This window comes from Streptomyces sp. AK08-02, from assembly GCF_033795085.1.
GTDB lineage: Bacteria > Actinomycetota > Actinomycetes > Streptomycetales > Streptomycetaceae > Streptomyces > Streptomyces echiniscabiei.
In genome coordinates this window covers 398,585-420,901 of the sequence record NZ_JARAZV010000004.1, presented here as the reverse complement: position 1 = coordinate 420,901, position 22,317 = coordinate 398,585, and the positions used below count along the sequence as shown (strand labels likewise).

General features: G+C 70.0%; 22 protein-coding genes. 8 read left to right on the top strand and 14 right to left on the bottom strand.

Annotated elements, in window-relative coordinates:
- Nucleotides 1–20: 20 nt before the first annotated feature.
- Nucleotides 21–1,223: a Gfo/Idh/MocA family oxidoreductase gene (locus PV734_RS10440; RefSeq protein WP_319289311.1), complete on the top strand. Its 1,203-nt coding sequence runs from the start codon at nt 21–23 to the stop codon at nt 1,221–1,223.
- A 26-nt stretch (nt 1,224–1,249) separates the two neighbouring features.
- On the opposite strand, the gene PV734_RS10435 is transcribed toward PV734_RS10440, so the two are convergent.
- The gene (locus tag PV734_RS10435) at nt 1,250–1,945 is read right to left on the bottom strand and encodes a L,D-transpeptidase (protein ID WP_319090808.1); all 696 of its coding nucleotides are present in this window, start codon (nt 1,943–1,945) and stop codon (nt 1,250–1,252) included.
- A 189-nt stretch (nt 1,946–2,134) separates the two neighbouring features.
- Between PV734_RS10435 and PV734_RS10430 the strand changes: the two genes are divergently transcribed.
- Nucleotides 2,135–2,722, top strand: a complete 588-nt coding sequence (locus PV734_RS10430; protein WP_319289310.1) for a hypothetical protein — start codon at nt 2,135–2,137, stop codon at nt 2,720–2,722.
- A gap of 45 nt (nt 2,723–2,767) precedes the next feature.
- Here PV734_RS10430 and PV734_RS10425 read toward each other — a convergent pair whose 3' ends face one another.
- Nucleotides 2,768–3,733, bottom strand: a complete 966-nt coding sequence (locus PV734_RS10425) for an SDR family oxidoreductase (RefSeq protein WP_319090810.1) — start codon at nt 3,731–3,733, stop codon at nt 2,768–2,770.
- A gap of 58 nt (nt 3,734–3,791) precedes the next feature.
- Nucleotides 3,792–4,364, bottom strand: coding sequence for a DUF6624 domain-containing protein (locus tag PV734_RS10420; RefSeq protein WP_319090811.1), 573 nt, complete (start codon nt 4,362–4,364; stop codon nt 3,792–3,794).
- A gap of 468 nt (nt 4,365–4,832) precedes the next feature.
- On the opposite strand from PV734_RS10420, the gene PV734_RS10415 reads away from it, so the two are divergent.
- From PV734_RS10415 to PV734_RS10400, 4 genes are all read left to right on the top strand, one after another.
- Nucleotides 4,833–5,654 (top strand): helix-turn-helix domain-containing protein, encoded by an 822-nt coding sequence (locus PV734_RS10415; protein ID WP_415924186.1) that lies wholly within the window; start codon nt 4,833–4,835, stop codon nt 5,652–5,654.
- 3 nt (nt 5,655–5,657) lie between these two features.
- Nucleotides 5,658–5,903 (top strand): DUF397 domain-containing protein, encoded by a 246-nt coding sequence (locus tag PV734_RS10410; RefSeq protein WP_319090813.1) that lies wholly within the window; start codon nt 5,658–5,660, stop codon nt 5,901–5,903.
- A gap of 252 nt (nt 5,904–6,155) precedes the next feature.
- Nucleotides 6,156–6,965, top strand: coding sequence for an SAM-dependent methyltransferase (locus PV734_RS10405; RefSeq protein ID WP_319090814.1), 810 nt, complete (start codon nt 6,156–6,158; stop codon nt 6,963–6,965).
- An 87-nt stretch (nt 6,966–7,052) separates the two neighbouring features.
- Nucleotides 7,053–7,988, top strand: a complete 936-nt coding sequence (locus tag PV734_RS10400) for an alpha/beta hydrolase fold domain-containing protein (RefSeq protein ID WP_319090815.1) — start codon at nt 7,053–7,055, stop codon at nt 7,986–7,988.
- Nucleotides 7,989–8,011: 23 nt separating this feature from the next.
- On the opposite strand, the gene PV734_RS10395 is transcribed toward PV734_RS10400, so the two are convergent.
- From PV734_RS10395 to PV734_RS10360, 8 genes are all read right to left on the bottom strand, one after another.
- Nucleotides 8,012–8,938, bottom strand: coding sequence for an RNA polymerase sigma-70 factor (locus PV734_RS10395; RefSeq protein ID WP_319090816.1), 927 nt, complete (start codon nt 8,936–8,938; stop codon nt 8,012–8,014).
- A gap of 164 nt (nt 8,939–9,102) precedes the next feature.
- Nucleotides 9,103–10,302, bottom strand: a complete 1,200-nt coding sequence (locus tag PV734_RS10390) for an NAD(P)/FAD-dependent oxidoreductase (RefSeq protein ID WP_319090817.1) — start codon at nt 10,300–10,302, stop codon at nt 9,103–9,105.
- Between the two features lie 164 nt (nt 10,303–10,466).
- The gene (locus tag PV734_RS10385; RefSeq protein WP_319090818.1) at nt 10,467–11,798 is read right to left on the bottom strand and encodes an aromatic acid/H+ symport family MFS transporter; all 1,332 of its coding nucleotides are present in this window, start codon (nt 11,796–11,798) and stop codon (nt 10,467–10,469) included.
- A 184-nt stretch (nt 11,799–11,982) separates the two neighbouring features.
- On the bottom strand, nt 11,983–12,933 hold the full coding sequence (locus PV734_RS10380; protein ID WP_319090819.1) for a catechol 2,3-dioxygenase: 951 nt from the start codon (nt 12,931–12,933) through the stop codon (nt 11,983–11,985).
- Complete coding sequence (locus PV734_RS10375) at nt 12,933–14,021, bottom strand: 4-oxalomesaconate tautomerase (protein ID WP_319289365.1); 1,089 nt, start codon at nt 14,019–14,021, stop codon at nt 12,933–12,935. The genes PV734_RS10380 and PV734_RS10375 overlap by 1 nt, the downstream gene beginning before the upstream one ends.
- 32 nt (nt 14,022–14,053) lie before the next feature.
- A complete protein-coding gene (locus PV734_RS10370) occupies nt 14,054–14,821 on the bottom strand; it encodes a 4-carboxy-4-hydroxy-2-oxoadipate aldolase/oxaloacetate decarboxylase (RefSeq protein ID WP_319090820.1) in 768 nt (255 codons plus the stop codon).
- On the bottom strand, nt 14,818–15,567 hold the full coding sequence (locus PV734_RS10365; RefSeq protein WP_319090821.1) for a PIG-L deacetylase family protein: 750 nt from the start codon (nt 15,565–15,567) through the stop codon (nt 14,818–14,820). The genes PV734_RS10370 and PV734_RS10365 overlap by 4 nt, the downstream gene beginning before the upstream one ends.
- A gap of 64 nt (nt 15,568–15,631) precedes the next feature.
- A complete protein-coding gene (locus PV734_RS10360) occupies nt 15,632–16,282 on the bottom strand; it encodes a GntR family transcriptional regulator (RefSeq protein ID WP_319090822.1) in 651 nt (216 codons plus the stop codon).
- A gap of 269 nt (nt 16,283–16,551) precedes the next feature.
- Here PV734_RS10360 and PV734_RS10355 point away from each other — a divergent pair, with 269 nt between their 5' ends.
- Both PV734_RS10355 and PV734_RS10350 read left to right on the top strand, forming a co-directional pair.
- A complete protein-coding gene (locus tag PV734_RS10355; RefSeq protein ID WP_319090823.1) occupies nt 16,552–18,624 on the top strand; it encodes a discoidin domain-containing protein in 2,073 nt (690 codons plus the stop codon).
- 22 nt (nt 18,625–18,646) lie between these two features.
- The gene (locus PV734_RS10350) at nt 18,647–19,240 is read left to right on the top strand and encodes a TetR/AcrR family transcriptional regulator (protein WP_319090824.1); all 594 of its coding nucleotides are present in this window, start codon (nt 18,647–18,649) and stop codon (nt 19,238–19,240) included.
- Between the two features lie 22 nt (nt 19,241–19,262).
- Here PV734_RS10350 and PV734_RS10345 read toward each other — a convergent pair whose 3' ends face one another.
- The 3 genes from PV734_RS10345 to PV734_RS10335 form a co-directional block, all read right to left on the bottom strand.
- On the bottom strand, nt 19,263–19,907 hold the full coding sequence (locus tag PV734_RS10345) for an NAD(P)H-dependent oxidoreductase (protein ID WP_319090825.1): 645 nt from the start codon (nt 19,905–19,907) through the stop codon (nt 19,263–19,265).
- A 130-nt stretch (nt 19,908–20,037) separates the two neighbouring features.
- Nucleotides 20,038–21,504 (bottom strand): sensor histidine kinase, encoded by a 1,467-nt coding sequence (locus PV734_RS10340; RefSeq protein WP_319090826.1) that lies wholly within the window; start codon nt 21,502–21,504, stop codon nt 20,038–20,040.
- On the bottom strand, nt 21,501–22,199 hold the full coding sequence (locus PV734_RS10335) for a response regulator transcription factor (RefSeq protein ID WP_319090827.1): 699 nt from the start codon (nt 22,197–22,199) through the stop codon (nt 21,501–21,503). Before PV734_RS10335 ends, PV734_RS10340 begins: the two co-directional genes overlap by 4 nt.
- Between the last annotated feature and the right edge of the window lie 118 nt (nt 22,200–22,317).

Below are 22,317 nucleotides of genomic sequence, written 5' to 3'. Positions count from 1 at the left end.
ATACGAAGGGCACGCACAACATGACGTTCTCCCTCGGCATCGTGGGCGCCGGGCAGTTCTCCGGCCAGTTCGCCAAGCTGTTCCTCGCCCATCCGGGCGTCGGCGAGGTGTATGTGACCGACCTCCTGCCGGAGCGCGCGGAGCAACTGGCCGCGGCGGAAGGCCTGTCGGGCACGTTCGCGTCGTACGAGGCGATGCTGGAGTCGCCCGCGGTCGACGCGGTGGCGATCTTCACCCAGCGCTGGACGCACGGGCCGCTGGTCCTCCAGGGCCTCGGCGCGGGCAAGCACGTGTACTCGGCGGTTCCGATGGCGATCACCGCCGAGGAGATCGGCGCGATCATCGACGCCGTACGGGCCACCGGACTCACGTACATGATGGGTGAGACGAGTCAGTACAACCCGGCGACCGTCCACGCCCGGAACCAGATCGCCGAGGGCGCCTTCGGCAGGCTCTTCTACGCCGAGGGCGACTACGTCCACGACATGGACCTCGGGTTCTACGAGGCCTACCAGTACAGCGGCGGCGAGAACTGGAAGGCGACGGCCAGCTATCCCCCGTTGCTGTACCCGACGCACTCGGTGGGCGGGGTGCTCGGCGCCTGGCAGACGCACGCCGTGAGCGTGTCGGCGATCGGGGTACGGGACGAGCGCGGCGACGGCGTGTTCGACAAGGAGGTCAGCCAGTTCGGCAACGACTACTCCAACGCGAGCGCCCTGTTCGAGGTCGCGGGCGGCGGGTCGTTCCGTACGAACGAGTTCCGCCGGGTCGGCTACCCCTCGCAGATCAGGGAGTCGCGGTTCCGCTTCTTCGGTACGGAAGCGAGCATGGAGCAGCTCGCCACGGTCGCCTTCTGGCAGGACAAGAAGGGGGTCACGGACATCAGTGAGCTGCTGGAGCCCAAGCCCACCATGGCTGCTGACGATCCGTCACTCCAGCACATCGCCCCGGACCTGCGGGCCGCGTTCACCTCCGGCTCCGCGCCGGTGCACGACCGCTCCCGCCTCCCGAGGGAGTTCGACGAGCTGCACAACGGCCACGAGGGCAGTCACCACTTCCTGGTGGACGACTTCGTGACGGCGGTCAACACCCGCACCCTGCCGTTGGTGAACGCGTGGGTCGCCGCCCGCTACACCCTGCCGGGCATCGTGGCGCACGACTCGGCGCGGCAGGGCGGGGCGAGGCTGCCGATCCCCGACTTCGGGGACGCGCCCGAGGCGTGACCAGGCCCTGGGGTCGGCCGGGTGCCTCAGGTGCCCGGCTTGCGCCCGTACACGAAGACGTCGTCGCCGTTCCTCAGCAACGACCAGTACTTCTTGGCGGTCGCCTTCGTCATGTTGACGCAGCCGTGCGAGCCAGGCGGGTTCCACATGCTGAGACCGACCGAGTGGAAGGCCTGCCCGCCGTCGAAGAACTGGCTGTAGGGCATCGGCACGTTGTAGATGTTCGAGACGTGGTCGATGTCCCGCCAGTAGATCTTCTTCAGTCCGGTGCGGGTCTCGTAGCCGTCGCGGCCGGTGCGGACCGGCACCGGGCCGTAGACGAGACGGCTGCCGTCCTGGATCCAGCTCAGCTGGAGCGTGAGGTTGACGCAGGCGATACGGCCCTTGTTGGTCGGGCACTTGCCTTCCTTGTTGGGGTTGTTCCCGACGGCCCGCTGCTTCAGCATCAGGTCCATCACTCCCCAGGTGACGGAGCCGGCGTAGCCCGCGCTGGGAGTGATGCCGTGCTTCTTCTGGAAGTTCTGGGTGGCCCTGCAGTCGGCGGCGGACTGCACACCGTCGACGGGCCGCCCCAGGAACTTCTCCACCTTCTTCTGGTACGGGCCGGTCTGCGTCGTGCAGCTCGCGGCCTGCGCCGGGGCGGCGGTGGCCACGAGCGCGAGCGGCGCCACGAGCCCCGCGACCCCGAGCGCGACGACCCCTCGTCTGCGTACGTCCCCCATGTCGGTACCTCTCTCCTGCGTGCTACGAGCGGGTTGTCATGAACGTTCTCTGCTTGCTAGACCGCTGTTCCGGCTGATCGGTTGTGGATCCGCCCGAGCCGGGACGAAACGGTGACACTCCCGTGGCAGGGCCTTGTCCTGTCCGAACCGTACTGTCCCGGCGATCAACTGGGCAGATAGCGTTCGGACATGTCCGCGTTCATTCAGCAACTCCCCGCTCTCATAGGTGTCGTCATCGGCGCCCTCGGCTCCTACTGGGCCGTCGCACGAGGGGAGCGGGTTCGCTTCACGCGCGAACGGGAGGCGCGGTGGGAGGAGCGGCGGCTGTCGGTGTACACCGACTACGCGCGGGTGCTCAAGAAGTCGGTCACGCTGACGTACCGGGTCGCGGCGGGCCTCGGCAACGACCCGCATCCGCATCCCCTGACGCCCGAGGAGGCGGCACCGCTCATCGCCGAGGCCACCGTCGCCAGGGACCCGTACGGGGAGGCCCTGCTTCTGCTGGGCGACCCCGAGGTGGTGGCGAAGGCCCGGGAGTGGGTCGCCACGCTGCTGGAGATGGAGGCGTTCCTGCGCGAGCGGACCGAGGATCCGCGAGCCTGGCAGGTACTGCTGCAACGCCAGCGGTCCGGGCGCGAGGGCTACTACGCGGCTGTTCGCAGCGACCTGGCACTGCCACCGGGCCACTCCGCCCGCTGGCCTGTGGTCCCGGCGGCCGCGACCACAGGCGACCCGGGCGGCACGGGCAGTGCGGGCGTTACAGGCGACCGCGGCTGACGCGCGGGCCCACGTCCGCGCGTCAGCCGATGATCCCGATGATCTCTATCGGTAACCGGCCACGTCCGCCGGTTTCCCCGTGTCCTGGACCTCGACCACATAGCGCCAGGCGTCCGGACGGCTGCCGTCGAGATCGGTGAAGCCGTAGACCTTGGCGAGCCCGCCGCTGGAGAGGGACTCACCGTTCCAGCGGGACACGTCCGGGTCGGCCGCCAGGGCCGTCACGGCGCGGCCCACGAAACGCGGGGTCTCCGAGATGGCGAAGTGCGGGACGCGTTCGAGGGCGTCCCGCCAGTTCTCCTCGCGGACGCCGTAGTGTTCGAGCATGATCTCGGAGCGCATCCAGCCCGGGGTCAGTGCCACGGCGGTGGCGCCGCGCGGGCCCAGTTCGTGGCCGAGGGCGAAGCCCATGCGCAGGACGGACGACTTGGCGAGGTCGTAGAAGAAGGAGCTCCGGTAGGTGCTCCCGTTGTAGTCGGCGGTGCCGTCGGTCATCTCGACGACCAGGCCACCGGGGTTGCGCAGCAGCAGGGGCAGGGCGTGGTGGTTGGTGATCGCGTGGGTCTCGACAGCAAGCCGCAGCAGCCGCAGTCCGTTGTCGAGGTCGTGCTCCCACACCGGGCTCTCCCACTCGAAGAGGTTCTCGCCGCCCCAGATGTCGTTGACCAGGACATCGAGCCGGCCCTGCTCCTCGGCCACCCGGTCCACCAGCGCCCGTACCCGCGCCGGGTCCAGATGGTCGGTGGGTACGGCGATACCGTGGCCGCCCGCGGCGGTGACCAGGTCGGCGGTGTCCTCGATGGTCTCCGGCCGGTCGTACTCGGAGCGCTGCCGCCGGGTGCTGCGGCCGGTCACGTAGACGGTGGCCCCGGCGGCCCCGAGCTCCACGGCGATACCGCGCCCGGCCCCGCGGGTCGCCCCGGCGACCAGGGCGACCCTGCCCGCGAGCCTCCCGCCCCGAGCCCCTTCGTCCCGCTGCCCGTCCAGGGGGCTGTCCGTCGTCCTCGGCATGTCCGTGTCTCCTCCGTGCGTGACCGCAAACCCGACCGGCCCGGCCTGCGGGCCGGCGTCACGTCCAGGGTGTCGCTGATACCGGACATCCACTGTCGGGTATTCCGCCGACGACATGCCGCAGGGCGGGCAGCTGTTCCGCCAGCGGGTCCAGGCCCACGTCCTCGCGGCGCTCCTCGACCGTCTCGGGGTGGCGGATCGGGTACGGGCACAGGGTGTCCGCGTCGATGCGGGTGCCGTAGAACTGCGGCTGGCCCAGCTCGACCGCGCAGTGGTCGGCGATGTAGGCGTGGTGCACGGCCGGACAGCCGCCGTCCGCCACGGCTTCCGCGATCAGGTCGCGGCAGGTGAGCTGGAAGCCGAGGTCCGCGGTGTGCAGCAGGATCATCAGCGCCGCCGTCGACGCGGGCTCGCCGACCTGGGCGGCCTGGGGCCAGCCTCGCCGGGCCACGACCGATCTCAGCGCGTCGGCGTTGGCACCCCGGCAGCGGGTGACGAAATGCCGGTTGAGTGCTGTGGGTGTCTCGCGGGCCAACCGGGTCAGCCGCTGGTCCTCCTCGGACCGGCGTACCAGTTCGGCGGCCAGAGCGAGGTGTCGCGGTTCGGCCGCCGCGCCTCGCGGGGTCTCCATGGGTGGTGCGCTCCTCATGACGTTCTCCTGCCCCCGACGGACTTCACGGTTTCTCCTCGGTGGACATCGAGAGCCGCACCTTCCTGCCCGGCGCCCAGGGGTCCGGCGGCGCGGTGTCGGCTCCGCCCGCGCCCCCGCGGGGGCTCCTCGGTTGTCCGTTCGTCACGGCGGCCATCCAGGTCTCGCATCGGGGTGGGGCTGTGTACTCGTCCGGATCTGTCGGGACGTCAACTTCCCGGCGGGGGACGGGCTTCGGTGACGCACCGCGCGATGTGCGGCAGGTCACCCGATCACTATGGTGACCGACAGACACAGCTCGCAACCTTCGTTCTGATAATTTCAGAATGAAGCGCAAAGCCCTGTCGGTGTCAACCGAAGACATGGCACACTGCCCGCTGTGACGGCGGTTTCCGGAGGTCCCACGTGAGCGACAACCGCTCAGGCGGAAGTGCCCCCACCGTCCTTCGGATGGTCCTCGGCAAGCGGCTGAGGCATCTGCGGGAGCGAGCAGGGGTGTCGTTCGAGGAAGCCGCACGGGCGATCGAGGTCACGCCGTTGACGGTCCGCCGGATGGAGAAGGCCGAGGTCGGCCTCCGCATCCCCTACGTGAAGGAGCTGTTGCGCACCTACGGGGTCCTGGCCAAGGAGATCGACGACTTCCTCCACCTGGCCAGGGAGGCCAACCAGCCTGGCTGGTGGTACACGTACCGCGATGTGCTGCCGGACTGGTTCAGCGCCTATGTGAGCCTGGAGAGCGAAGCCACCGTCATCCGGCTCTACGAACCCCACTACGTCCCCGGCCTGTTGCAGACCGAGGACTACGCCGTCGCGCTGCTGCGCATCGGCTTCCCCAACGACAGTCCCGAGGACATCCGGCGCCGGGTCGCCCTGCGGCTGAAGCGCCAGGATCTGCTCGACAAGCCCGAGGCGCCCGCCGTCTGGGCCGTACTGGACGAGACCGTGCTGCGCAGGCCCGTGGGCGGGGCCGAGGTGATGCGGGCTCAGATCGACCACCTCAGTGAGGTGTTGGAGTATCCGAAGGTCCGGCTCCAGATCATGCGCTTCGCCGCGGGTCCGCATCCGGGAGCCTTCGGTCCCTTTCACTACTTCCGTTTCGGCTTCTCCGAACTGCCCGACGTCGTCTACACGGAGAGCCTCGCCGGCGCGCAGTACTTCGACCAGCCCGCCGACGTCGTGACGTACCTGGAGGTACTGGACCGGATGTCCGTTCAGGCGGACCCGGTCGCTCGGACCAGGGAGACCCTGGCAGCACTGCGTAAGGAGTTGTGAACCATGGCAACCGACAACCCCGTCCACAGCGGCATGCCCGCGGCCGAACTCGGCTCCGAGGGCTGGCACAAGCCCTGGAGCGGCACCAACGGCGGAAGCTGCGTCGAGGCCAAGCGGCTGCCCGACGGCAGTGTGGCCTTCCGGCAGTCCAAGGACCCGGACGGGCCCGCGCTGGTCTACTCCCGGGAGGAGATCGTGTCGTTCCTGGAGGGCGCCAAGTCCGGCCAGGCGGACTTCCTGATCGCCTGACGCCCCGGCCCGCCGTACGCCTCCGGCGCGAACGGTCCGCGTACGGCGCACCACCCCATCCACACAACCGGACAACCCGTTCGGGGACTCCCGCCGCGCGGGAGTCCCGTACACACTGAGGGAGTCGACGCGCCACCGCGCGGCCTCGCCGCATCCGTGCCCCCGCGCCTCATCTGTCCCAACTCCCGTGATCAAAGCGGCAGTTGACGATAGGTTGGCAAGGTCCGCGCGAGGCAAGTCAGGAGAACTCCGATGACAGACGGCCGGCCCACCCCCGACCAGGAAGCACTGTCCAAGATCGACACCACGGTGCCCCACTCCGCCCGCATCTGGAACTACTGGATGGGCGGCAAGGACAACTACGAGGTCGACCGCGCGGCGGGCGACGAGTACCGCGAGATCGCCCCCGACATCGAGACGATGGCACGCGCCTCACGCACCTATCTCATCCGCGCGGTCACCTTCGTGGCCAGCGAGCGCGGGATCCGCCAGTTCCTCGACATCGGAACCGGCCTGCCGACGTACGACAACACGCACCAGGTGGCCCAGAAGGTGGCCCCCGAGTCGCGCATCGTCTACGTCGACAACGACCCGCTCGTCCTGCGGCACGCGCAGGCCCTGCTCACCAGCACTCCCGAGGGCAGCACCGACTACATCGACGCGGATCTGCACGAACCCGAGAAGATCATCGAGGCGGCTCGCCGGTATCTGGACTTCGACAAGCCGGTGGCGCTGATGCTGATGGGCATCCTCGGCCACATCCAGGACTGGGAGGAGGCCAAGGCGATCACACGACGCCTCCAGGCGGCCCTGCCGCCGGGCAGTTACTTCGTGCACTACGACAGCACGGACACCGACGAGGAGCTCAAGCGCGCCCAGCAGGGGTACGACGACACGGGCGCGGTCCCGTACGTCCTGCGCAGCCCCGACAAGCTCTCCGCGCTCTACGAAGGTCTGGAACTGATGGAGCCGGGCATCGTCTCCTGCCCCCTGTGGCGCCCGGAACCGGGCACCACTCCGCAGCCGACGGATGTGTACGGAGGCGTCGCGTACAAGCCGTAGCCGCTTCCGCCGTACCGGTCGGTCGTGTTTAATGTCATCCTGTCGATCGACAGGATTCCTGGCAATAGCCCGACCGAACGGACCCGCATGTCCCTCCTGGCCAGGCCTGCGGTGGCCTCCCTCATCGCCAAGATCTTGCAGCGTCTCACCATACTGGCGGACCGACGGCCCAGCGGGCGGGGCTCCGCCGCCGCGTCCCACGCTCGCCTTCCCGAATTCCCGCGTGCCACAAGCGAGTTGACGATCCCGACCACGGTCGCCCCGGCCCGGGTCGTGGTCTACCGGCCCGCGACCGAGGACCCGGCCCCGCCGGTCCACGTCAACTTCCACGGCGGCGGATTCATCATGCCGCTGACGGAGTCCGACGACGCCTTCTGCCGTGCCGTGGCCGCGCTCGCGGGCGTGGTGGTCGTCAACGTCGACTATGTCGTCGCCCCGCAGCACCCGTTCCCGGCACCGCCCCTGCAGGCGTACGAGGTCGTCCGGTGGATCGCGGCACACGGCGCCGAGCACGGCTGGGACGGTGCCCGGCTGACCGTGGGCGGGCAGAGCGCCGGCGGCGGTCTCGCCGCGGCCGTGGCCCGCCAGGCCCTGGAGGAGGCCGGCCCCTCGATCGCGCTCCAGGTCCTGCACTACGCGCCCCTCGATCTCGCGACCGCGGCGAAGGACAAGCGGGCGGCGATCGCCAAGCCGATGCTGCGTCCGTGGATGGGCGAGGTGTTCGACAGCGCGTACGTACCGGACCCGCGCGAGCGCACCGACCGGCTCGTCTCCCCCGCCCACCCGAAGGAGACCGCCGACCTCAAGGGCATCGCCCCGGCCCTGGTCGTCACGGCGGCGCACGACCGCCTCCGGGCGGAGGCCGTGCGCTACGCCGAGCGGCTGCGCCAGGTGGGATCGCTGGTCGAGCATCTCGACATGGCCGGGGTCGACCACGGCTACGACCTCGACGACGAGGAGAAGGCCCGGGAGGTCTACCCCCTCGTCGCCGACCACGTACGGCAGGCCACGGCGGCCCTCTGATCTCGTGCCGCCGGCCCGGGCGTTCAGCGCAGGGTGAGGGGGGTCTCCGTCTCGGCCCGGGTCAGTTTCTCCGGGTTGCGGACGTAGTAGAGGCCTGTGACCAGGGCGTTCTCGACGCGCATCGCCATGATGCCGTCGAGCTCGCCGTCCAGGTGCACGACGAGTGCCGGGCCGCCGTTGACCACGGTGGGGGCGACGGTGATCGGGGCCTTGTTCTTGCCCAGGACGCCCACCAGGAACCGGGCCACCTTCTCGGCGCCGGTGATCGGGCGCAGCGCCGCCTGTTTGATTCCGCCGCCGTCGTTCACCATGACGACGTCCGGGGCGAGTACGTCCAGGAGAGTCTGTGGATCCCCGGTCTCCAGCACACGCCGGAACGATTCGTGGACGGCCCGGGTCTCCTCGGCCGACACCTTCTGGCGGGGGCGGCGGGCGTCGACGTGCCGACGGGCGCGGTGGGCGATCTGACGGACGGCCGCGGGAGTCTTGTCGACGGCGGCGGCGATCTCGTCGTAGCCCGTGTCGAAGACCTCGCGGAGCACGAAGACGGCGCGTTCGGTCGGCGAGAGGGTTTCGAGCACGAGCATCAGTGCCATCGAGATGCTCTCGGCGAGTTCGACGTCGTCGGCCACGTCCGGCGCGGTGAGCAGCGGCTCGGGCAGCCACTGGCCCACGTAGGCCTCCTTGCGGCGGCTCATCGTGCGCAGTCGGTTGAGGGACTGCCGGGTCGTGATCCGGACCAGGTAGGCGCGCTGGTCGCGGACCTGGGCGAGGTCGACCGCGACCCAGCGCAGCCAGGTCTCCTGGAGGACGTCCTCGGCGTCGGCCGCCGAGCCGAGCATCTCGTAGGCGACGGTGAAGAGCAGGTTGCGGTGGGCGACGAACGTCTCGGTCGCCGGGTCGGTCGCGGGGCCCGGGCCGGTGCCGGGGGCCGTGGTGCGGTCGCTCATGTCCCGGCCCCCGTCCGGCGCGGGGGGCGGCACCGGCCGCCGTCGGTTCTCGGGCGTGATTCCACAGCGGGGTCCTCTTCTTTGTCGTCGACAGCCGGTCGACAGCCGTTCGATCGGCAGGGGAACACTGCCCGGCGCCCGGCGGTGACACGCCGGGCAGTGTCTCAGGCTGCCCGCTCGGCGGTGACCCCTTCCTGGCCGGTCCTTGCCTGGAGGAGCTGACGGCGCTTGGCGTCCTTGCTCCACCAGGTGCGCGCGCCGGGCTTGCGTGCCTCGTACGACAGCTGCCAGGGGATGCTCCTGCAGATGAGTTCCTTGACCTTCGCGCCCGTCCGGCCGCCGAGGTAGTACCCCTTGGCGGTGTCGTCCTTGCCCATGACCTGGAAGACGCCGGCGTGACGCCCCAGGCTGATGCAGGTGGCGACGAACCCCACGTCGATGGCGGCGGGCCGCTCCCCCGCGATCCGGCTGAGCACTGTCTCGGCGGCCTGTGGGCCCAGCTGGACCGCCGCCTGGCAGCTCATCCGGAACGGCAGGTCCGACGGCGCCGCCGAGTCCCCGGCCGCGACGACGCGCTCGTCGTCGACGCTGGTCAGTGTCTCGTCGGTGAGCAGGCGGCCCAGGGCGTCGGTGCGCAGTCCGCTGCGGGCGGCCAGGTCCGGCACCCCGAATCCGGCGGTCCAGACGGTCACCGCGCTCGGCAGCTCGCGGCCACCGGCGAGTCGTACGGCGTCGTGGGTCACCTCCGTCACCTTCGTGTCGGGGCCGTCGAGCACGCTCACCCCGAGTGCGGCGAGCCGCTTGGCCACCGCACGCCGGCCCCGCGGATGGAGCGACGGACCGAGCAGACCGCCGCACACCAGGGTCACGGTGCGGCCCTGTTCGGCGAGCTCGGCGGCGGTCTCGATACCGGTCGGACCGGCACCGACCACGGTCACCGGCGCCGAGGCGGGCGCGGCGTCGAGGGCCGGCCGGAGCCGCTGTGCCTCCTCCATGGAGGCGATCGGGTACGCGAACTCGGCGGCACCGGGGACGCGGGGGTCGGCGCTGCCGCTGCCGACGGCGTAGACCAGGTGGTCGTATCCGACGGTGGCACCGCTCGCGAGCGTGACACCGCGCCCGGCCGTGTCGATCCGGGTCACGGTGTCCACCGTCAGCCGGACGCCCTCGGCCAGGATCTTCCGGTAGTCGGTGACCGCGTCGTGGGTGCCGCTGACGAGTTGGTGCAGGCGGATCCGGTCGACGAAGGCCGGGCGCGGGTTGATCAGGGTGACGGTCACGTCGGCTCGCTGTGTCAGACGGTTGGCCGCCATGACTCCGGCGTAGCCGCCGCCGATCACGACCACTTCGGTGTTGCCGCTCATGGTGTCTCCTCCGCTTCGACGGTCGCCCCCTGAAGGGGGTTCGGCCTCAAGACACCGGCTGAGCGAGGGTTGTGACAGGTGCGGGGACCATTTCTTCTTTCTTGCCCCCGGACCCCCGCACGGCTCGGTCTCCGGACCCCCGCACGGCTCGGCCCCCGGACCCCTCAGCCCGCCGTGGACAGTTCCTGGGCCGGTTCGGCCGCCGTCGGCTGCCGGGATGTGCGCAGGCCGGTGAGGGCGACGAACACCGTGGCGAGTACCGCCGCGACGGCGAACGCCGTGAACCCCCAGCCCTCCGAACCGCTCGCCACCAGCCGGCCGCCCAGCCACGGGCCGAACACAGCGCCGAAGCGGCCGATGCCGGACACCCACCCGACCGCCGTCGCACGGTTCGCGTCGGTCGACCGGCCCGCGACCGCCGCGTAGACCATGGCCTGGGCGCTGAAGAGGAACATGCCGGTGAGGAAGACCACGGTGTAGGTGAGCGGCAGCGCCATGTGGACGCCGAGGAGGTGGACGCCGACCGCGGTGCACGCGAACCAGACGGTGGCGATGCGGGCGGCGCCGTAGCGGTCGGAGCAGCGGCCGGCGACCAGCATGCCGACGATGCCGCCGAGGTTGATGACGATGAGGAAGGACAGGGACGAGCCGAGCTCGTAGCCCGCGCCGCGCATCATGGTCGGCAGCCAGTTGCTGACGCCGTAGACGAGCAGCAGGCCGCAGAAGGAGGCCAGCCAGAAGAGGGCGGTGGTGCGCCACAGGTCGCCGCGGAAGAGGGCCGCGACGGCGCTCCAGCGGTTCCCGGTCGCGGGACGCTCCGTCGCGGCGACGGGCAGCTCGACGTCGTAGCGGTCGGCGAGCGCGCGGGCCTCTTCGACGCGGCCCTTGGCGAGCAGGAAGCGCATCGACTCGGGCAGGAACCTCGCGACCAGCGGGACGCCGACGAGCAGCGGGACCACACAGATCCAGTAGGCGACACGCCATCCGTCGGGGCCGCTCGTCCACAGCCCCAGGAAGCCCGCCATGATGCCGCCGGCCTGGTGCGCGGTCATCAGAGTGCCGACGATCAGGGCGCCCCGGCCGCGTGGGGCGTACTCGGCGACCATGGTGATCGTGGTGGGCAGCAGGCCGCCGAGGCCGAGGCCGGCGATGAAGCGGCCGAGGCCGAACACGCCGAGACTGGGGGCGAGCGCGCACAGGGCGGACGCCAGCGAGAACACGGCGGTGGAGGTGATGATCACCTTCTTGCGTCCGATCCAGTCGGTGACCGTACCCGCGGACAGGGCGCCGATGAGCATGCCGAAGGTGGCGTAGCTGCCGAGGTCTCCGGCCTGGCCGGGGACGAGTCCGAGGGCCTTGTGCTCCAGCATGTGGGGCAGTTCGGCGCCGTAGACGAACATGTCGAGGCCGTCGAAGAAGACGACCAGCCAGCACAGGCCGACGACGAGCGCGGCCAGTCTGCCGCCGCGAGCGGGTGGGGCGGAGGAAGGAGACATCGTTGGTTCCTGTCGTCCGGCAGAGTCGGTCCCCTGGGGAGGGGAGGAGTCGCTGCGCCATGGGGAGGGGGGTGCGCCCGACGGTAGGGAGCCATCGGGATTAGTGTCAACGTTTTCGTCAACAATCTCAGGAACGGTGTGGGCCGTGACCTCGCCGTGCGCCGCCCACACCGTCGGCGGGGCGTCAGTCGAGCGGAGGCGTGCCGTGCGTGTGGAAGGACTCGATGGTCTTCAGGCCCCACGCCTGCCCCTTGGCGCGCTCCGCCTGTGTCCAGGTGATCAGCGGCCAGTCGGGGGCGAGCACCAGGCGGGTGAGCGGGTTGCACAGTTCGACGCGGTTGCCGCCCGGTTCGTAGACGTAGAGGAAGAACGTCTGCTGGATGGCGTGCTTGTGCGGGCCGGTCTCGATGTGGACGCCGTTGTCCAGGCACAGGTCGGCGGCGCGCAGGATGTCCTCGCGGGTGTCCGTGGCGAACGCGATGTGGTGGAGGCGGCCGGTGGAGCCGGACCAGTCCTCCGTGTAGACGATGTCGTACGACTTGTTGGTGAACGTCAGCCACTGGGCGGCCAGGCGTCCTTCGTCGAGGACGATCTGTTCGGTGGGGCGGGCGCCGAGGACGTGCTGGATGAAACCGGCGTTCGGTTCGACCGCGGCGGCGAGGAAGTTGACGTGGTCGAGGCGGCGGACACCGACGCCGGTCGCGGGTTTGGCCTGCGGCTGGTTCTTGAGGCCCGGCCGCAGCCCGGGCGGCGCCTCGTACCACTCGCTCTCCCAGTACAGGGCGATCTCGTGACCGTCGGGATCGGTGGTGACGTAGAGCGGGCCGAGCCCGGGTTCGTCCTCCACCCAGCGGCCGGGGCGGCCGGCGCTCTCGGTCTCCTCCACCCTGCGCCGCAGGGCCTCCTCGCTGGAGGCGCGCAAGGCGGTGCGGCGGATGCCCGAGGTCGAGTGGGCGGTGAGGGTGAGGCTGTGGTGCTCGTAGTCGTCCCAGGTCCTCAGGTACACCGAGTCGCCGGAGCGGCCGTTCTCGGTCAGGCCGAGGATCGTGGTGAAGAACCGGACGCTCGCGTCGAGGTCGGGGGTGAGGAGTTCGACGTGGCCGAGGTGGGCGATGTCGCCGAGCGGCGGGGTCATCAGCGGCTCCTGACAGAGTGAGGGACAGCGGGAAGATCGCGGGGAGGGGCGGCCGGGCGGGGGTGGACCGTGCCGTCGAAGATCTTGCGGGCGGTGCGGACGACGGCCGTGCGGTGCGCGGCCGGGGCAGGGCCGTCCGTGTCGACGACGGCTTCGACGTCCAGGAATCCGGTGGGGTGTTCGATGCGCAGCGGGTCGTCGTCGTGGGCGGGGAGGCGCGCCACGCCCTGGCCGACGCCGCCGGTCAGGCGCAGGCCGGCGGCGACGCTCGCGGCGCCGAGCACGCCGATCGCCGGGTGGCAGCGGACCGGGATGAAGGTGCGGGTCATGACGGTGCCGCCGTGAGCGGGCGGGGCGAGCAGGGTCAGCTTGGGCACGGTCGTCGCGGAGACGTCGCCGAGGCCCATCAACTCGCCTGCCGCCAGCCGGATCTCGTGCAGCCGTTCGTTGAGGGTGACGTTCTCCTCCAGGTCCCCCGGGTCCTCGTAACCGGTGACCTGGAGCGCGGCGGCGGCGATCAGCACGGTCGGCATGCCGTTGTCGACGCAGGTCACCGGTGTTCCGGCGACGGTGTCGCGGGCCCGGCCGGTCGGCAGCAGGGGTGCGCTCCCCCGCTCGAACCCGATCGTGACCGGAGCGGCGCGGCCGGGCACACCGGAGATCTCGGTCGTACCCGTGTACACGACACGCCCGCCCGCTGTCGGAAAGGTCGTGATGGCGTGGCCGCCGCTGTTGACCATGCGGACGCGTACGGAGGTCGACTCCTCCCCCGCCACGACCAGTCCGCGTTCCACGGCGAACTGTCCGACGCCCGCGAGCAGGTTCCCGCAGTTCTGACGGTCCGTCACTGTCGCCTGGTCCACGCCGATCTGGAGGAACAGATAGTCGACGTCGGCCTGTCCGTCGCGCGAGCGGGAGACGACGGCCACCTTGCTGGTGAGGGGGTGCGCTCCGCCGAGTCCGTCGATCTGGCGGGGGTCGGGGCTGCCCATGACCCGCAGCAGCAGGTCGTCGCGGGCGGCGGGATCGGCCGGCAGGTCCTCGGCGAGGAAGTAGGCGCCCTTGGAGGTGCCGCCCCGCATCAGCATGCAGCGCAGGCCCTCCTCCGGGCGGGCCGTGCTCACGAGCGGGTTCCCGGTCCGGCGTCCCGGCCGGGTCCCGCACCAGTCTCCACGCCGGTCTCCGGGTCGGCCGCCCGCACATGCTCCTCGTACGACTGATACCGCACCCCCAGCCGTACGAGGGTCTCGCGCAGCCCGTACCGGTCCAGCCCCAACTGACCTTCGGCGAAGGCGAGTCGGGACGCCTCCTCCTTCGCTGTGCGGGCCTCGGACGCCTTGACCGCCTCGGCGGACCGCAGCCGGGGCACGACCATGACACCGTCGTCGTCGGCGATGATCACGTCGCCGGGGTGGATCTGCTGGGCGCCCACCACGACGGGGACGTTGACCGAGCCGCCCGTCGCCTTGACGGTGCCCTGCGCGGAGACCGCCGCCGACCAGACGGGGAAACCCATGGCGCGCAGTTCGGCGGTGTCCCGTACCCCGGTGCCGATGACCAGGCCGCGTACGCCCCGGCGTTGGAGGGCGGTGGCGAACAGCTCGCCGAACAGGCCGTCCGTGCAGGGGGACGTGGTGGTGACGACCAGGATGTCGCCCTGGGCGCACTGTTCGACGGCCGCGTGGATCATGAGGTTGTCGCCGGGCCAGCACAGGGCGGTGACAGCGGTGCCCGCGACGCGCACGCCCTGCTGGATCGGGCGCAGGGCGGGTCCGAGGAGACCGGTGCGGCCCAGTGCCTCATGGACGGTGGCCACGCCGTGGCCTGCCAGCGCCTCGACGTCCGCGGCGGCCGCGCGGGGCGGGTCGGTGACGATCACGCCGCTCATGCCAGTTCTCCCGTGACCTGCGGGTAGGGGCGCATATAGGCCTCGCCGTAAGTGGTGTGCGGCAGGCCGAGGTTGGGGCCGGCGTTGCGCTTGAGCTGGACGCCGCGTCGTTTCGCGAGGTCGGTGTAGTAGTCCCACAGATGCTGCTGGGCGGGCAGGCACTCCATGGCCTTGCGCTTGGTGTCGAACACCTCGGTGATGTCGAGCAGTACCTGCGGGGTGAAGTCGCACATCTCCGGCTGGTGGGGTTCGAAGAAGAACACCGGTGGGGCGCCCAGGACTTCACCGGGGGCGGGATAGCCGATGGCCTGGGCGAGGACACGCGCGTCCAGCGCCATCCGGGAGGCGGCGGGATGGTCGGCGTTGTAGGGGTCGGACAGCGGGTGGGTGAGGACCACGTCGGGCTGGGTGTCGCGGTAGACACCCACCAGTCGGTCGGTCAACTCGGGTGTGGCGAGGAGGGGGTAGTCGCCGGCGTCGAGGAAGCGGACCTCGGCGCCGAGAGCGGCGGCGGCCTGCTCGGCCTCGGTCCGGCGTATCCCCTTGATCTCGTCGAGGGACCTGCCCTCGCGCCAGGCCTTGGCCGACTCACCGCGTTCCCCGTACGACAGGCACGCGATGACGACCCGCTCGCCGCGCGAGGCCGCCAGCGCGATGGCACCCCCCGCCCGCCAGACGAAGTCACCGGCGTGTGCGCTGATCACCAGCGTCGAGCGAGCGGCGGCGGGCACCGCGTCGTGTGTCATGACAGAGATCTCCTTGGTGGACAGGTCGGTCGGCCCACCTCGGCGGCGTCATTCGGGCATCGCGTTATTCGCGCAGTGCGGCGATCACGCTCGTGAGATGGGCCCGAGCGGCCGCTTCGGCCGCCTGTGGGTCCCTGGCCGTGATCGTCTCGATCATGGCCAGGTGTTCGCCCAGGGAGCGCTGGGGCCGCCCCGGTCGCAGCGCGAGCTGGAAACGGTGGCGCACCAACTGGGCGTTGAGCCTCTCCAGCAGTTCCACGGCCGTCCGCTGGCCGGAGAACTGTCTGATCCGGGCGTGCAGTTCCTGGTTGAGTTCGGAGTACGTGACCGGCTCGCCGTCGGCCACGGACTTGGCCATCGCCTCGCCGATTCCGGTCAGTTCGGCGAGTTGGTCGTCGGTGGCCGCCACGGCCGCCTTGGCCGCGCACAACCCTTCGAGGACCATCCGGCACTCGGTGATGGCGACCGCTTCCTCCACGGTCACCACCCGAACCCGCGAGCCGCGGTTGAGGATCCGCTCGACCAGTCCCTCCGACTCCAGCTCGATCAGCGCCGCCCGGACGCTGGCCCGTGTCACACCGAACTGCTCGGCGAGTTCGTTCTCCACCAGCCGCTGGGCCGGCGCCATGTCGCCGCGCAGGATCGCCTGCCGCAGCCGCTCAAGTGCGTGCTGCTTGGCCTGCTCTCCGGTGCCTGGGCGGGCTTGGTTCGGCATGTGCCCTCCTGGGTGAGTGCCTGTCGACGCTAAATCTAGACGGACAACATTGTCAACAATATTGTTCTCCATATTCACGCACAGTTGACAGGCCGTTGGCCTTCGATTGGCGAGCACTTGGCTCGTGGTTTACGCGCAGATAACCGCCGTTACGGCCCCTCCGGCCATCAGGTCAAGCGTCCCGGACTATTGACTCCATCACCTTGCTGTAGCGATCCTCATCACAGATTTGCGCGAGCCATGACAACCTTTGTGCGAGGACGTGAGTGATGACCGAGCCTGTTTTCCCCCCTCGCCCGCGTCGCGGTCGCAGACCCCTGACCGTGCTGCCTCTCCTGCTCGCCGTACTGGCGCTGATGCTCGGTACCGGGCCCAGCTCGGCGGCCGGCACGGACTGGTGGACGCCGACCGCGCGCCCGACGCCCGACTCCCAGATCAACGTCACGGGTGAGCCCTTCAAGGGCACCAACTCCCAGGGCGAGGTACAGGGGTTCGTCGACGCGCACAACCACCTGTTCTCCAACGAGGCCTTCGGCGGGCGGCTCATCTGCGGGAAGGTCTTCTCCACCAGCGGGATCGCCGACGCACTCAAGGACTGTCCGGAGCACTACCCGGACGGCACCCTCGCGATCTTCGACTACATCACCCACGGCGGCGACGGCAAGCACGACCCGGTCGGCTACCCGACGTTCAAGGACTGGCCCGCGTACGACTCGATGACCCACCAGGCGAACTACTACGCCTGGATCGAGCGCGCCTGGCGCGGCGGTCAGCGCGTACTGGTCAACGACCTGGTCACCAACGGCATGATCTGCTCGATCTACCCGTTCAAGGACCGCAGCTGCGACGAGATGACGTCGATCCGCCTCCAGGCGAAACTGACGTACCAGCTGCAGGACTTCATCGACGCCCAGTACGGCGGCACCGGCAAGGGCTGGTTCCGGATCGTCACCGACAGCGCGCAGGCACGTGAGGTGATCAAGCAGGGCAAGCTGGCCGTCGTCCTCGGTGTCGAGACGTCCGAGCCCTTCGGCTGCAAGCAGATCCTGGACATCGCGCAGTGCAGCAAGGCCGACATCGACAAGGGCCTCGACGAGCTGTACGGCCTCGGTGTGCGCAGCATGTTCCTGTGCCACAAGTTCGACAACGCGCTGTGCGGGGTGCGGTTCGACGAGGGCGGTCTCGGCACGGCGATCAACGTCGGCCAGTTCCTGTCGACGGGCACCTTCTGGCAGACGGAGAAGTGCACGAGCGCGATGCACGACAACCCCATCGGCGGCGCCACGGCGACCAGCGCGACGGAGGACCTGCCGACGGGCACCGAACTGCCCACGTACGCCTCGGACGCGCAGTGCAACAAGCGCGGGCTCACCTCGCTCGGCGAGTACGCGGTGCGCGGCATGGTGAAGCGCAAGATGATGCTCGAAATCGACCACATGGGCGTCAAGGCCGCCGGCCAGGCGATGGACATCTTCGCGGCGGAGGCCTACCCCGGCATCCTCTCCTCGCACAGCTGGATGGACCTCAACTGGACCGACCGGGTCTACGGTCTCGGCGGCTTCATCGCCCAGTACATGCACTCCTCCAAGGAGTTCGTCGCGGAGGCCGCTCGCACCGACGCCCTGCGCACCAAGTACGACAAGGGCTACGGCTACGGCACCGACTTCAACGGCATCGGCGACCACCCCGCCCCGCGCGGCACGGACACCGGTACGACGGTGACGTACCCGTTCACCAGTGTCGACGGCGGCTCGGTGATCGACCGGCAGACCACCGGGTCCCGAACCTGGGACATCAACACCGACGGGGCCGCGCACGTCGGGATGATCCCGGACTGGATCCAGGACATCAAGCGGGTCGGCGGCGCGGACGCGGTGAGCGACCTGTTCCGGGGCGCCGAGTCCTACCTCGACACCTGGGGCGCCTCGGAGACCCACCAGGCCGGGGTGAACCTCGCCAAGGGCGTTACGGCGACGGCCAGTTCGTCCGAGTCGAACCCGTTCACCAGCTACCAGCCCGGCCGGGCCGTGGACGGCGACTCCGGCAGCCGCTGGGCGAGCGACTGGAGCGACGACCAGTGGCTCCAGCTCGACCTCGGGTCCACCAACCTGGTCAAGCGGGTCACCCTCGACTGGGAGAAGGCGTTCGGCAAGGAGTACCGCATCGAGCTCTCGACCGACGGTACGACCTGGCAGACCGCGTGGTCCACGACCGTCGGCGACGGCGGCCTGGACACCGCGCAGTTCGCGGGGGTACCTGCCCGCTATGTGCGCGTCCACGGACTGGATCGGGGCACTGACTGGGGATACTCACTCTACGAGGTAGGTGTCTACAGCAGCTGAGTTCCGTACCAAGGGGGAGTTCATGGCACGCAAGCCGTCGGCCGAGCGGCGCCGGCAGCTGACAGAGGCGGCCATCCGCGCGATGACCCGGGACGGCGTCCCCAGGACGACGACCCGGTCCATCGCGGCCGAGGCAGGCGTGTCACTGAGCGTCTTCCACTACTGCTTCGACTCCAAGCAGGCCCTGATCGAGTCGGTCATCACGACGATCATGGATCACTACGTCGATGTGGTGCACGAGGCGATCCAGCCCCAGTCCACCCTGCGGGAGACGATCAGGGCGGGCTTCAGGGCGTACTGGGACCATGTGGCGGCCCACCCGGGCGAGCACATGCTGACGTACGAACTCACCCAGTACGCCCTGCGCGAGCCGGGGTTCGCACATCTGGCCCGCCGGCAGTACGAGCTGTACGCCGAGACGTACGCCGAACTGCTGGAGCAGCTGCGCGAGACCATGGAGTTCGAACTGAGCGTGCCCGTCCCGGTGTTGGCCCGCTATCTGGCCACGATGACGGACGGGCTGACGCTCAACTTCCTGGCCCTCGGCGACGAGAAGGCCTGCGCGGAGATCCTCGACACGGTCACCGACCATGTGGCCGCCCTCGTACGGGAGTAGCCCGACCGGACCTCCCGCTCCCCTACGGGGCCACCGCCAGCAGCCGTTCGGCGTACTCCGTGAGGTACTCCTCCCGCTGCTTCGCCGACGCCTCCCCCGGGGCGCGGGCGACGAACGGCGGGAGGACGTCGAAGCCGAGGCAGCCGAGGATGCCGTGCTGTATGGGCCAGAGGGCGCGGTCCAGGTCCTCGTCGGTACCGTCCCGGCCGTAGAGGCCCGAAGCGGTGCCCGTGGTCGTGCACACCAGGGCGCGTCTGCCCTTCAGTGGGCCGGTGTCGTAGGCGCGTCCCTCGCCGTGGGCGAAGCCGCGGGCCATCGTGCGGTCGATCCAGCCCTTGAGGATGGCGGGCATTCCGGACCACCACAGCGGGAACTGAAGGATCATCAGATCGCACCGGGTGACCTTCTCCTGCTCCGCGAGGACGTCGGGCGGGGTCTCGTGCGCCGCCGACACACGTTCCTGCTCGGCCGAGACATCCAGGAAGTCGGGGTCGGTCCAGACTCCGGGGAAGTCCTCGGCGTCGACCGCCGCCTTCCAGCCGAGCCGGTACAGGTCGCTGACCACGACCTCGTGCCCGGCCCGCTTCAGGACGTCCACGGCTCTGACCTTCAACGCGCCGTTGAATGAGCAGAGTTCGGGGTGAGCGAAAACGATCAGTACGTTCACGGTGGGGGGTCTCCTCAGATCGTCCGTGCCGAGCCGTCGGACCGAGTCGTTGTGTTCAGTTGAATCATTGTGTTCGGTTGAGTCGTGCTGTTCGGTTGAGTCGTTGTGTTCGTATCGCTGACCGGTTCGATCAGCTGCTCGGTGGCCTGTCCGTCCCGTCTGGCCTGTCCGTCCTGTCGAGCGGGATGCGCAGGGTGAAGGCGGTCTCGCCGGGGCCGCCGGTCACGTCGAGGGTGCCGTCGTGCGCCCGGACCAGGGACAGCGCGACCGCGAGTCCGAGACCGCTGCCGCCCCGGTCACGGCTGCGGGCCTTGTCGACCCGGTAGAAACGGTCGAAGATCCGGTCCCGGTCGGCGGCCGGAATACCGGGGCCAGCGTCGGCGACCCGGACCACCGCGTGGCCGTCGTCGACGCTCACCTCCAGGGACACCGCTGTGCCCGCGGGCGTGTGCACGGCCGCGTTGGTCAGCAGGTTGTCCAGGACCTGCCGGATACGCAGTGGGTCGAGACGCAGCCGCAGTTCCTTCGGAGGTGCCGTCACCGTCAGGGGATGATCCGGGTGGCCCGCGCGGAAGGCGTCCGCCGCCTGGCCCGCCAGTTCGACCAGGTCGGCGCTCTCCGGGCGCAGCGGGGTCTCGACCTGGGCCGCGTCCAGCCGGGCGAGCAGCAGCAGGTCGTCGAGCAGGACGCCCATCCGGGCCGCCTCGGCGCGCAGCCGGGCCAGGTGCCGGTCCCGTTCGCCGGGCTCGTTGGCGGCGGCGTACTGGAAGAGGTCCGCATAGCCCCGTACCGACATCAAGGGTGTACGCAGCTCGTGCGAGGCGTCGGCGACGAAGCGGCGCAGGCGCTGCTCGGCCTCGGTGCGCACGGCGAGGGAGTCGTCGATGTGTTCGAGCATGGTGTTGAACGCGGTGCGCAGTTCCTCGACCTCGGGGCCGCCGTCGGCCCGGTCGGCGCGCACGGGCAGCCGGGCGGAGTCGGTGAAGTCGTGGGAGGTGATGCCGCGGGCGGTGTGCGCCATGTCGCTGAGAGGCCGCAGGCCGCGCCTCAATACCGCGCGGCCGAAGATCACCAGGCCGAGGAGGGCGAGCGCGAAGGCGACGACCTGGACCGTGACCAGCCGGTCCATGGTGTCCTCCATGTCCCCCAGGGGAGCCGCGGTGACCAGCACGACCCCGTTCTCGACCTCGCAGGCGCGCAGCCGGTAGCTCGCCCCGTCGATACGCGCGGTGCGCAGCACGGGCTCGGCGCCCGTGGCCCGTACGATCTCGGCGGTGTCGAGGAGTTCACTGGCGTCCGGCGGCAGGTCGGCGGGCTTGCGGAGAACGGGTCCGGGACCCGAGATGTTGTACAAGGCGCTGTACCAGCCCCAGTAGGGCTTGTCCTTGACGCCGCCGTACACCGCTACGTCCTTGGCCTGGCTGGTCTGGACGTGCGACATCTGGTCGCTGAGCTGGCGCACCAGGTACTCCCGCATGTACATCGAGAGGGACGTGCCGACCGCGGCGAAGACGACCAGCGCGAGCACGCCCATGCCCAGGGCCAGCCGCGTACCCAGCCGCAGCCTGCGATAGGTCTCCCGGCAGCGGCGGATCACTCGCCGACCTGCCGGACCACGTAGCCGACGCCCCGCACGGTGTGGATCAGGGGTTCGTCGTGCTGGTCGGGGTCGTCGAGCTTGCGGCGCAGCCTGCTGACGACGAGTTCCACGACGTTGGACCGGCCGCCGAAGCCGTACTCCCAGACATGGTCGAGGATCTGTGCCTTGGTGAGGACGGTCGGTGACTTGCGCATCAGGTAGCGCAGCACCTCGTACTCGGTCGGGGTGAGTGTGAGCCGTTTGTCGCCGCGTCTCACCTCGCGGGTGTCCTCGTCCATCGTCAGGTCGGCCACCCGGAGCACGGAGCGCTGGAAACCGGGGCCGGCGCTGCGGCGCAGCACGGTGCGCAGCCTGGCCATCAGCTCCTCCACGGCGAAGGGTTTGACCAGGTAGTCGTCGCCGCCCCGGGTGAGGCCGGCGACCCGGTCGGCGACGCCGTCACGGGCGGTGAGGAAGACCACGGGAACCATCGTGCCCGACAGCCGCAGCCGGTCGAGCACGGCGAAGCCGTCGAGACCCGGGAGCATCAGGTCGAGCACCACGATGTCGGGACGGAACTCGGCGGCCCTGGTCAGCGCCTCCTCACCGGAGTACGCGGCGACCGCCTCCCAGCCCTCGTAGCGGGCGACCGTCGCGACCAGGTCGGCGATGGGCGGATCGTCGTCCACGACGAGAAGTCGTACTTTTTCCACGTGCTCATACTGCTGCACGCCGCTCGCAACGCCATACCTCCCTCCCCCCGTACGCGCGATCGATAACAACTTGAAAGTCCAACGACAGCTCATTGACAGCTACCGTCGGTCAGACTCG

What these genes read in the sequence shown, in the direction of transcription:
- PV734_RS10440 (WP_319289311.1), top strand. Translation starts at nt 21, where the DNA reads ATGACGTTCTCCCTCGGCATCGTGGGCGCCGGGCAGTTCTCCGGCCAG.
- PV734_RS10435 (WP_319090808.1), bottom strand. Translation starts at nt 1,945, where the DNA reads ATGGGGGACGTACGCAGACGAGGGGTCGTCGCGCTCGGGGTCGCGGGG.
- PV734_RS10430 (WP_319289310.1), top strand. Translation starts at nt 2,135, where the DNA reads ATGTCCGCGTTCATTCAGCAACTCCCCGCTCTCATAGGTGTCGTCATC.
- PV734_RS10425 (WP_319090810.1), bottom strand. Translation starts at nt 3,733, where the DNA reads ATGCCGAGGACGACGGACAGCCCCCTGGACGGGCAGCGGGACGAAGGG.
- PV734_RS10420 (WP_319090811.1), bottom strand. Translation starts at nt 4,364, where the DNA reads ATGGAGACCCCGCGAGGCGCGGCGGCCGAACCGCGACACCTCGCTCTG.
- PV734_RS10415 (WP_415924186.1), top strand. Translation starts at nt 4,833, where the DNA reads ATGGTCCTCGGCAAGCGGCTGAGGCATCTGCGGGAGCGAGCAGGGGTG.
- PV734_RS10410 (WP_319090813.1), top strand. Translation starts at nt 5,658, where the DNA reads ATGGCAACCGACAACCCCGTCCACAGCGGCATGCCCGCGGCCGAACTC.
- PV734_RS10405 (WP_319090814.1), top strand. Translation starts at nt 6,156, where the DNA reads ATGACAGACGGCCGGCCCACCCCCGACCAGGAAGCACTGTCCAAGATC.
- PV734_RS10400 (WP_319090815.1), top strand. Translation starts at nt 7,053, where the DNA reads ATGTCCCTCCTGGCCAGGCCTGCGGTGGCCTCCCTCATCGCCAAGATC.
- PV734_RS10395 (WP_319090816.1), bottom strand. Translation starts at nt 8,938, where the DNA reads ATGAGCGACCGCACCACGGCCCCCGGCACCGGCCCGGGCCCCGCGACC.
- PV734_RS10390 (WP_319090817.1), bottom strand. Translation starts at nt 10,302, where the DNA reads ATGAGCGGCAACACCGAAGTGGTCGTGATCGGCGGCGGCTACGCCGGA.
- PV734_RS10385 (WP_319090818.1), bottom strand. Translation starts at nt 11,798, where the DNA reads ATGTCTCCTTCCTCCGCCCCACCCGCTCGCGGCGGCAGACTGGCCGCG.
- PV734_RS10380 (WP_319090819.1), bottom strand. Translation starts at nt 12,933, where the DNA reads ATGACCCCGCCGCTCGGCGACATCGCCCACCTCGGCCACGTCGAACTC.
- PV734_RS10375 (WP_319289365.1), bottom strand. Translation starts at nt 14,021, where the DNA reads ATGCTGATGCGGGGCGGCACCTCCAAGGGCGCCTACTTCCTCGCCGAG.
- PV734_RS10370 (WP_319090820.1), bottom strand. Translation starts at nt 14,821, where the DNA reads ATGAGCGGCGTGATCGTCACCGACCCGCCCCGCGCGGCCGCCGCGGAC.
- PV734_RS10365 (WP_319090821.1), bottom strand. Translation starts at nt 15,567, where the DNA reads ATGACACACGACGCGGTGCCCGCCGCCGCTCGCTCGACGCTGGTGATC.
- PV734_RS10360 (WP_319090822.1), bottom strand. Translation starts at nt 16,282, where the DNA reads ATGCCGAACCAAGCCCGCCCAGGCACCGGAGAGCAGGCCAAGCAGCAC.
- PV734_RS10355 (WP_319090823.1), top strand. Translation starts at nt 16,552, where the DNA reads ATGACCGAGCCTGTTTTCCCCCCTCGCCCGCGTCGCGGTCGCAGACCC.
- PV734_RS10350 (WP_319090824.1), top strand. Translation starts at nt 18,647, where the DNA reads ATGGCACGCAAGCCGTCGGCCGAGCGGCGCCGGCAGCTGACAGAGGCG.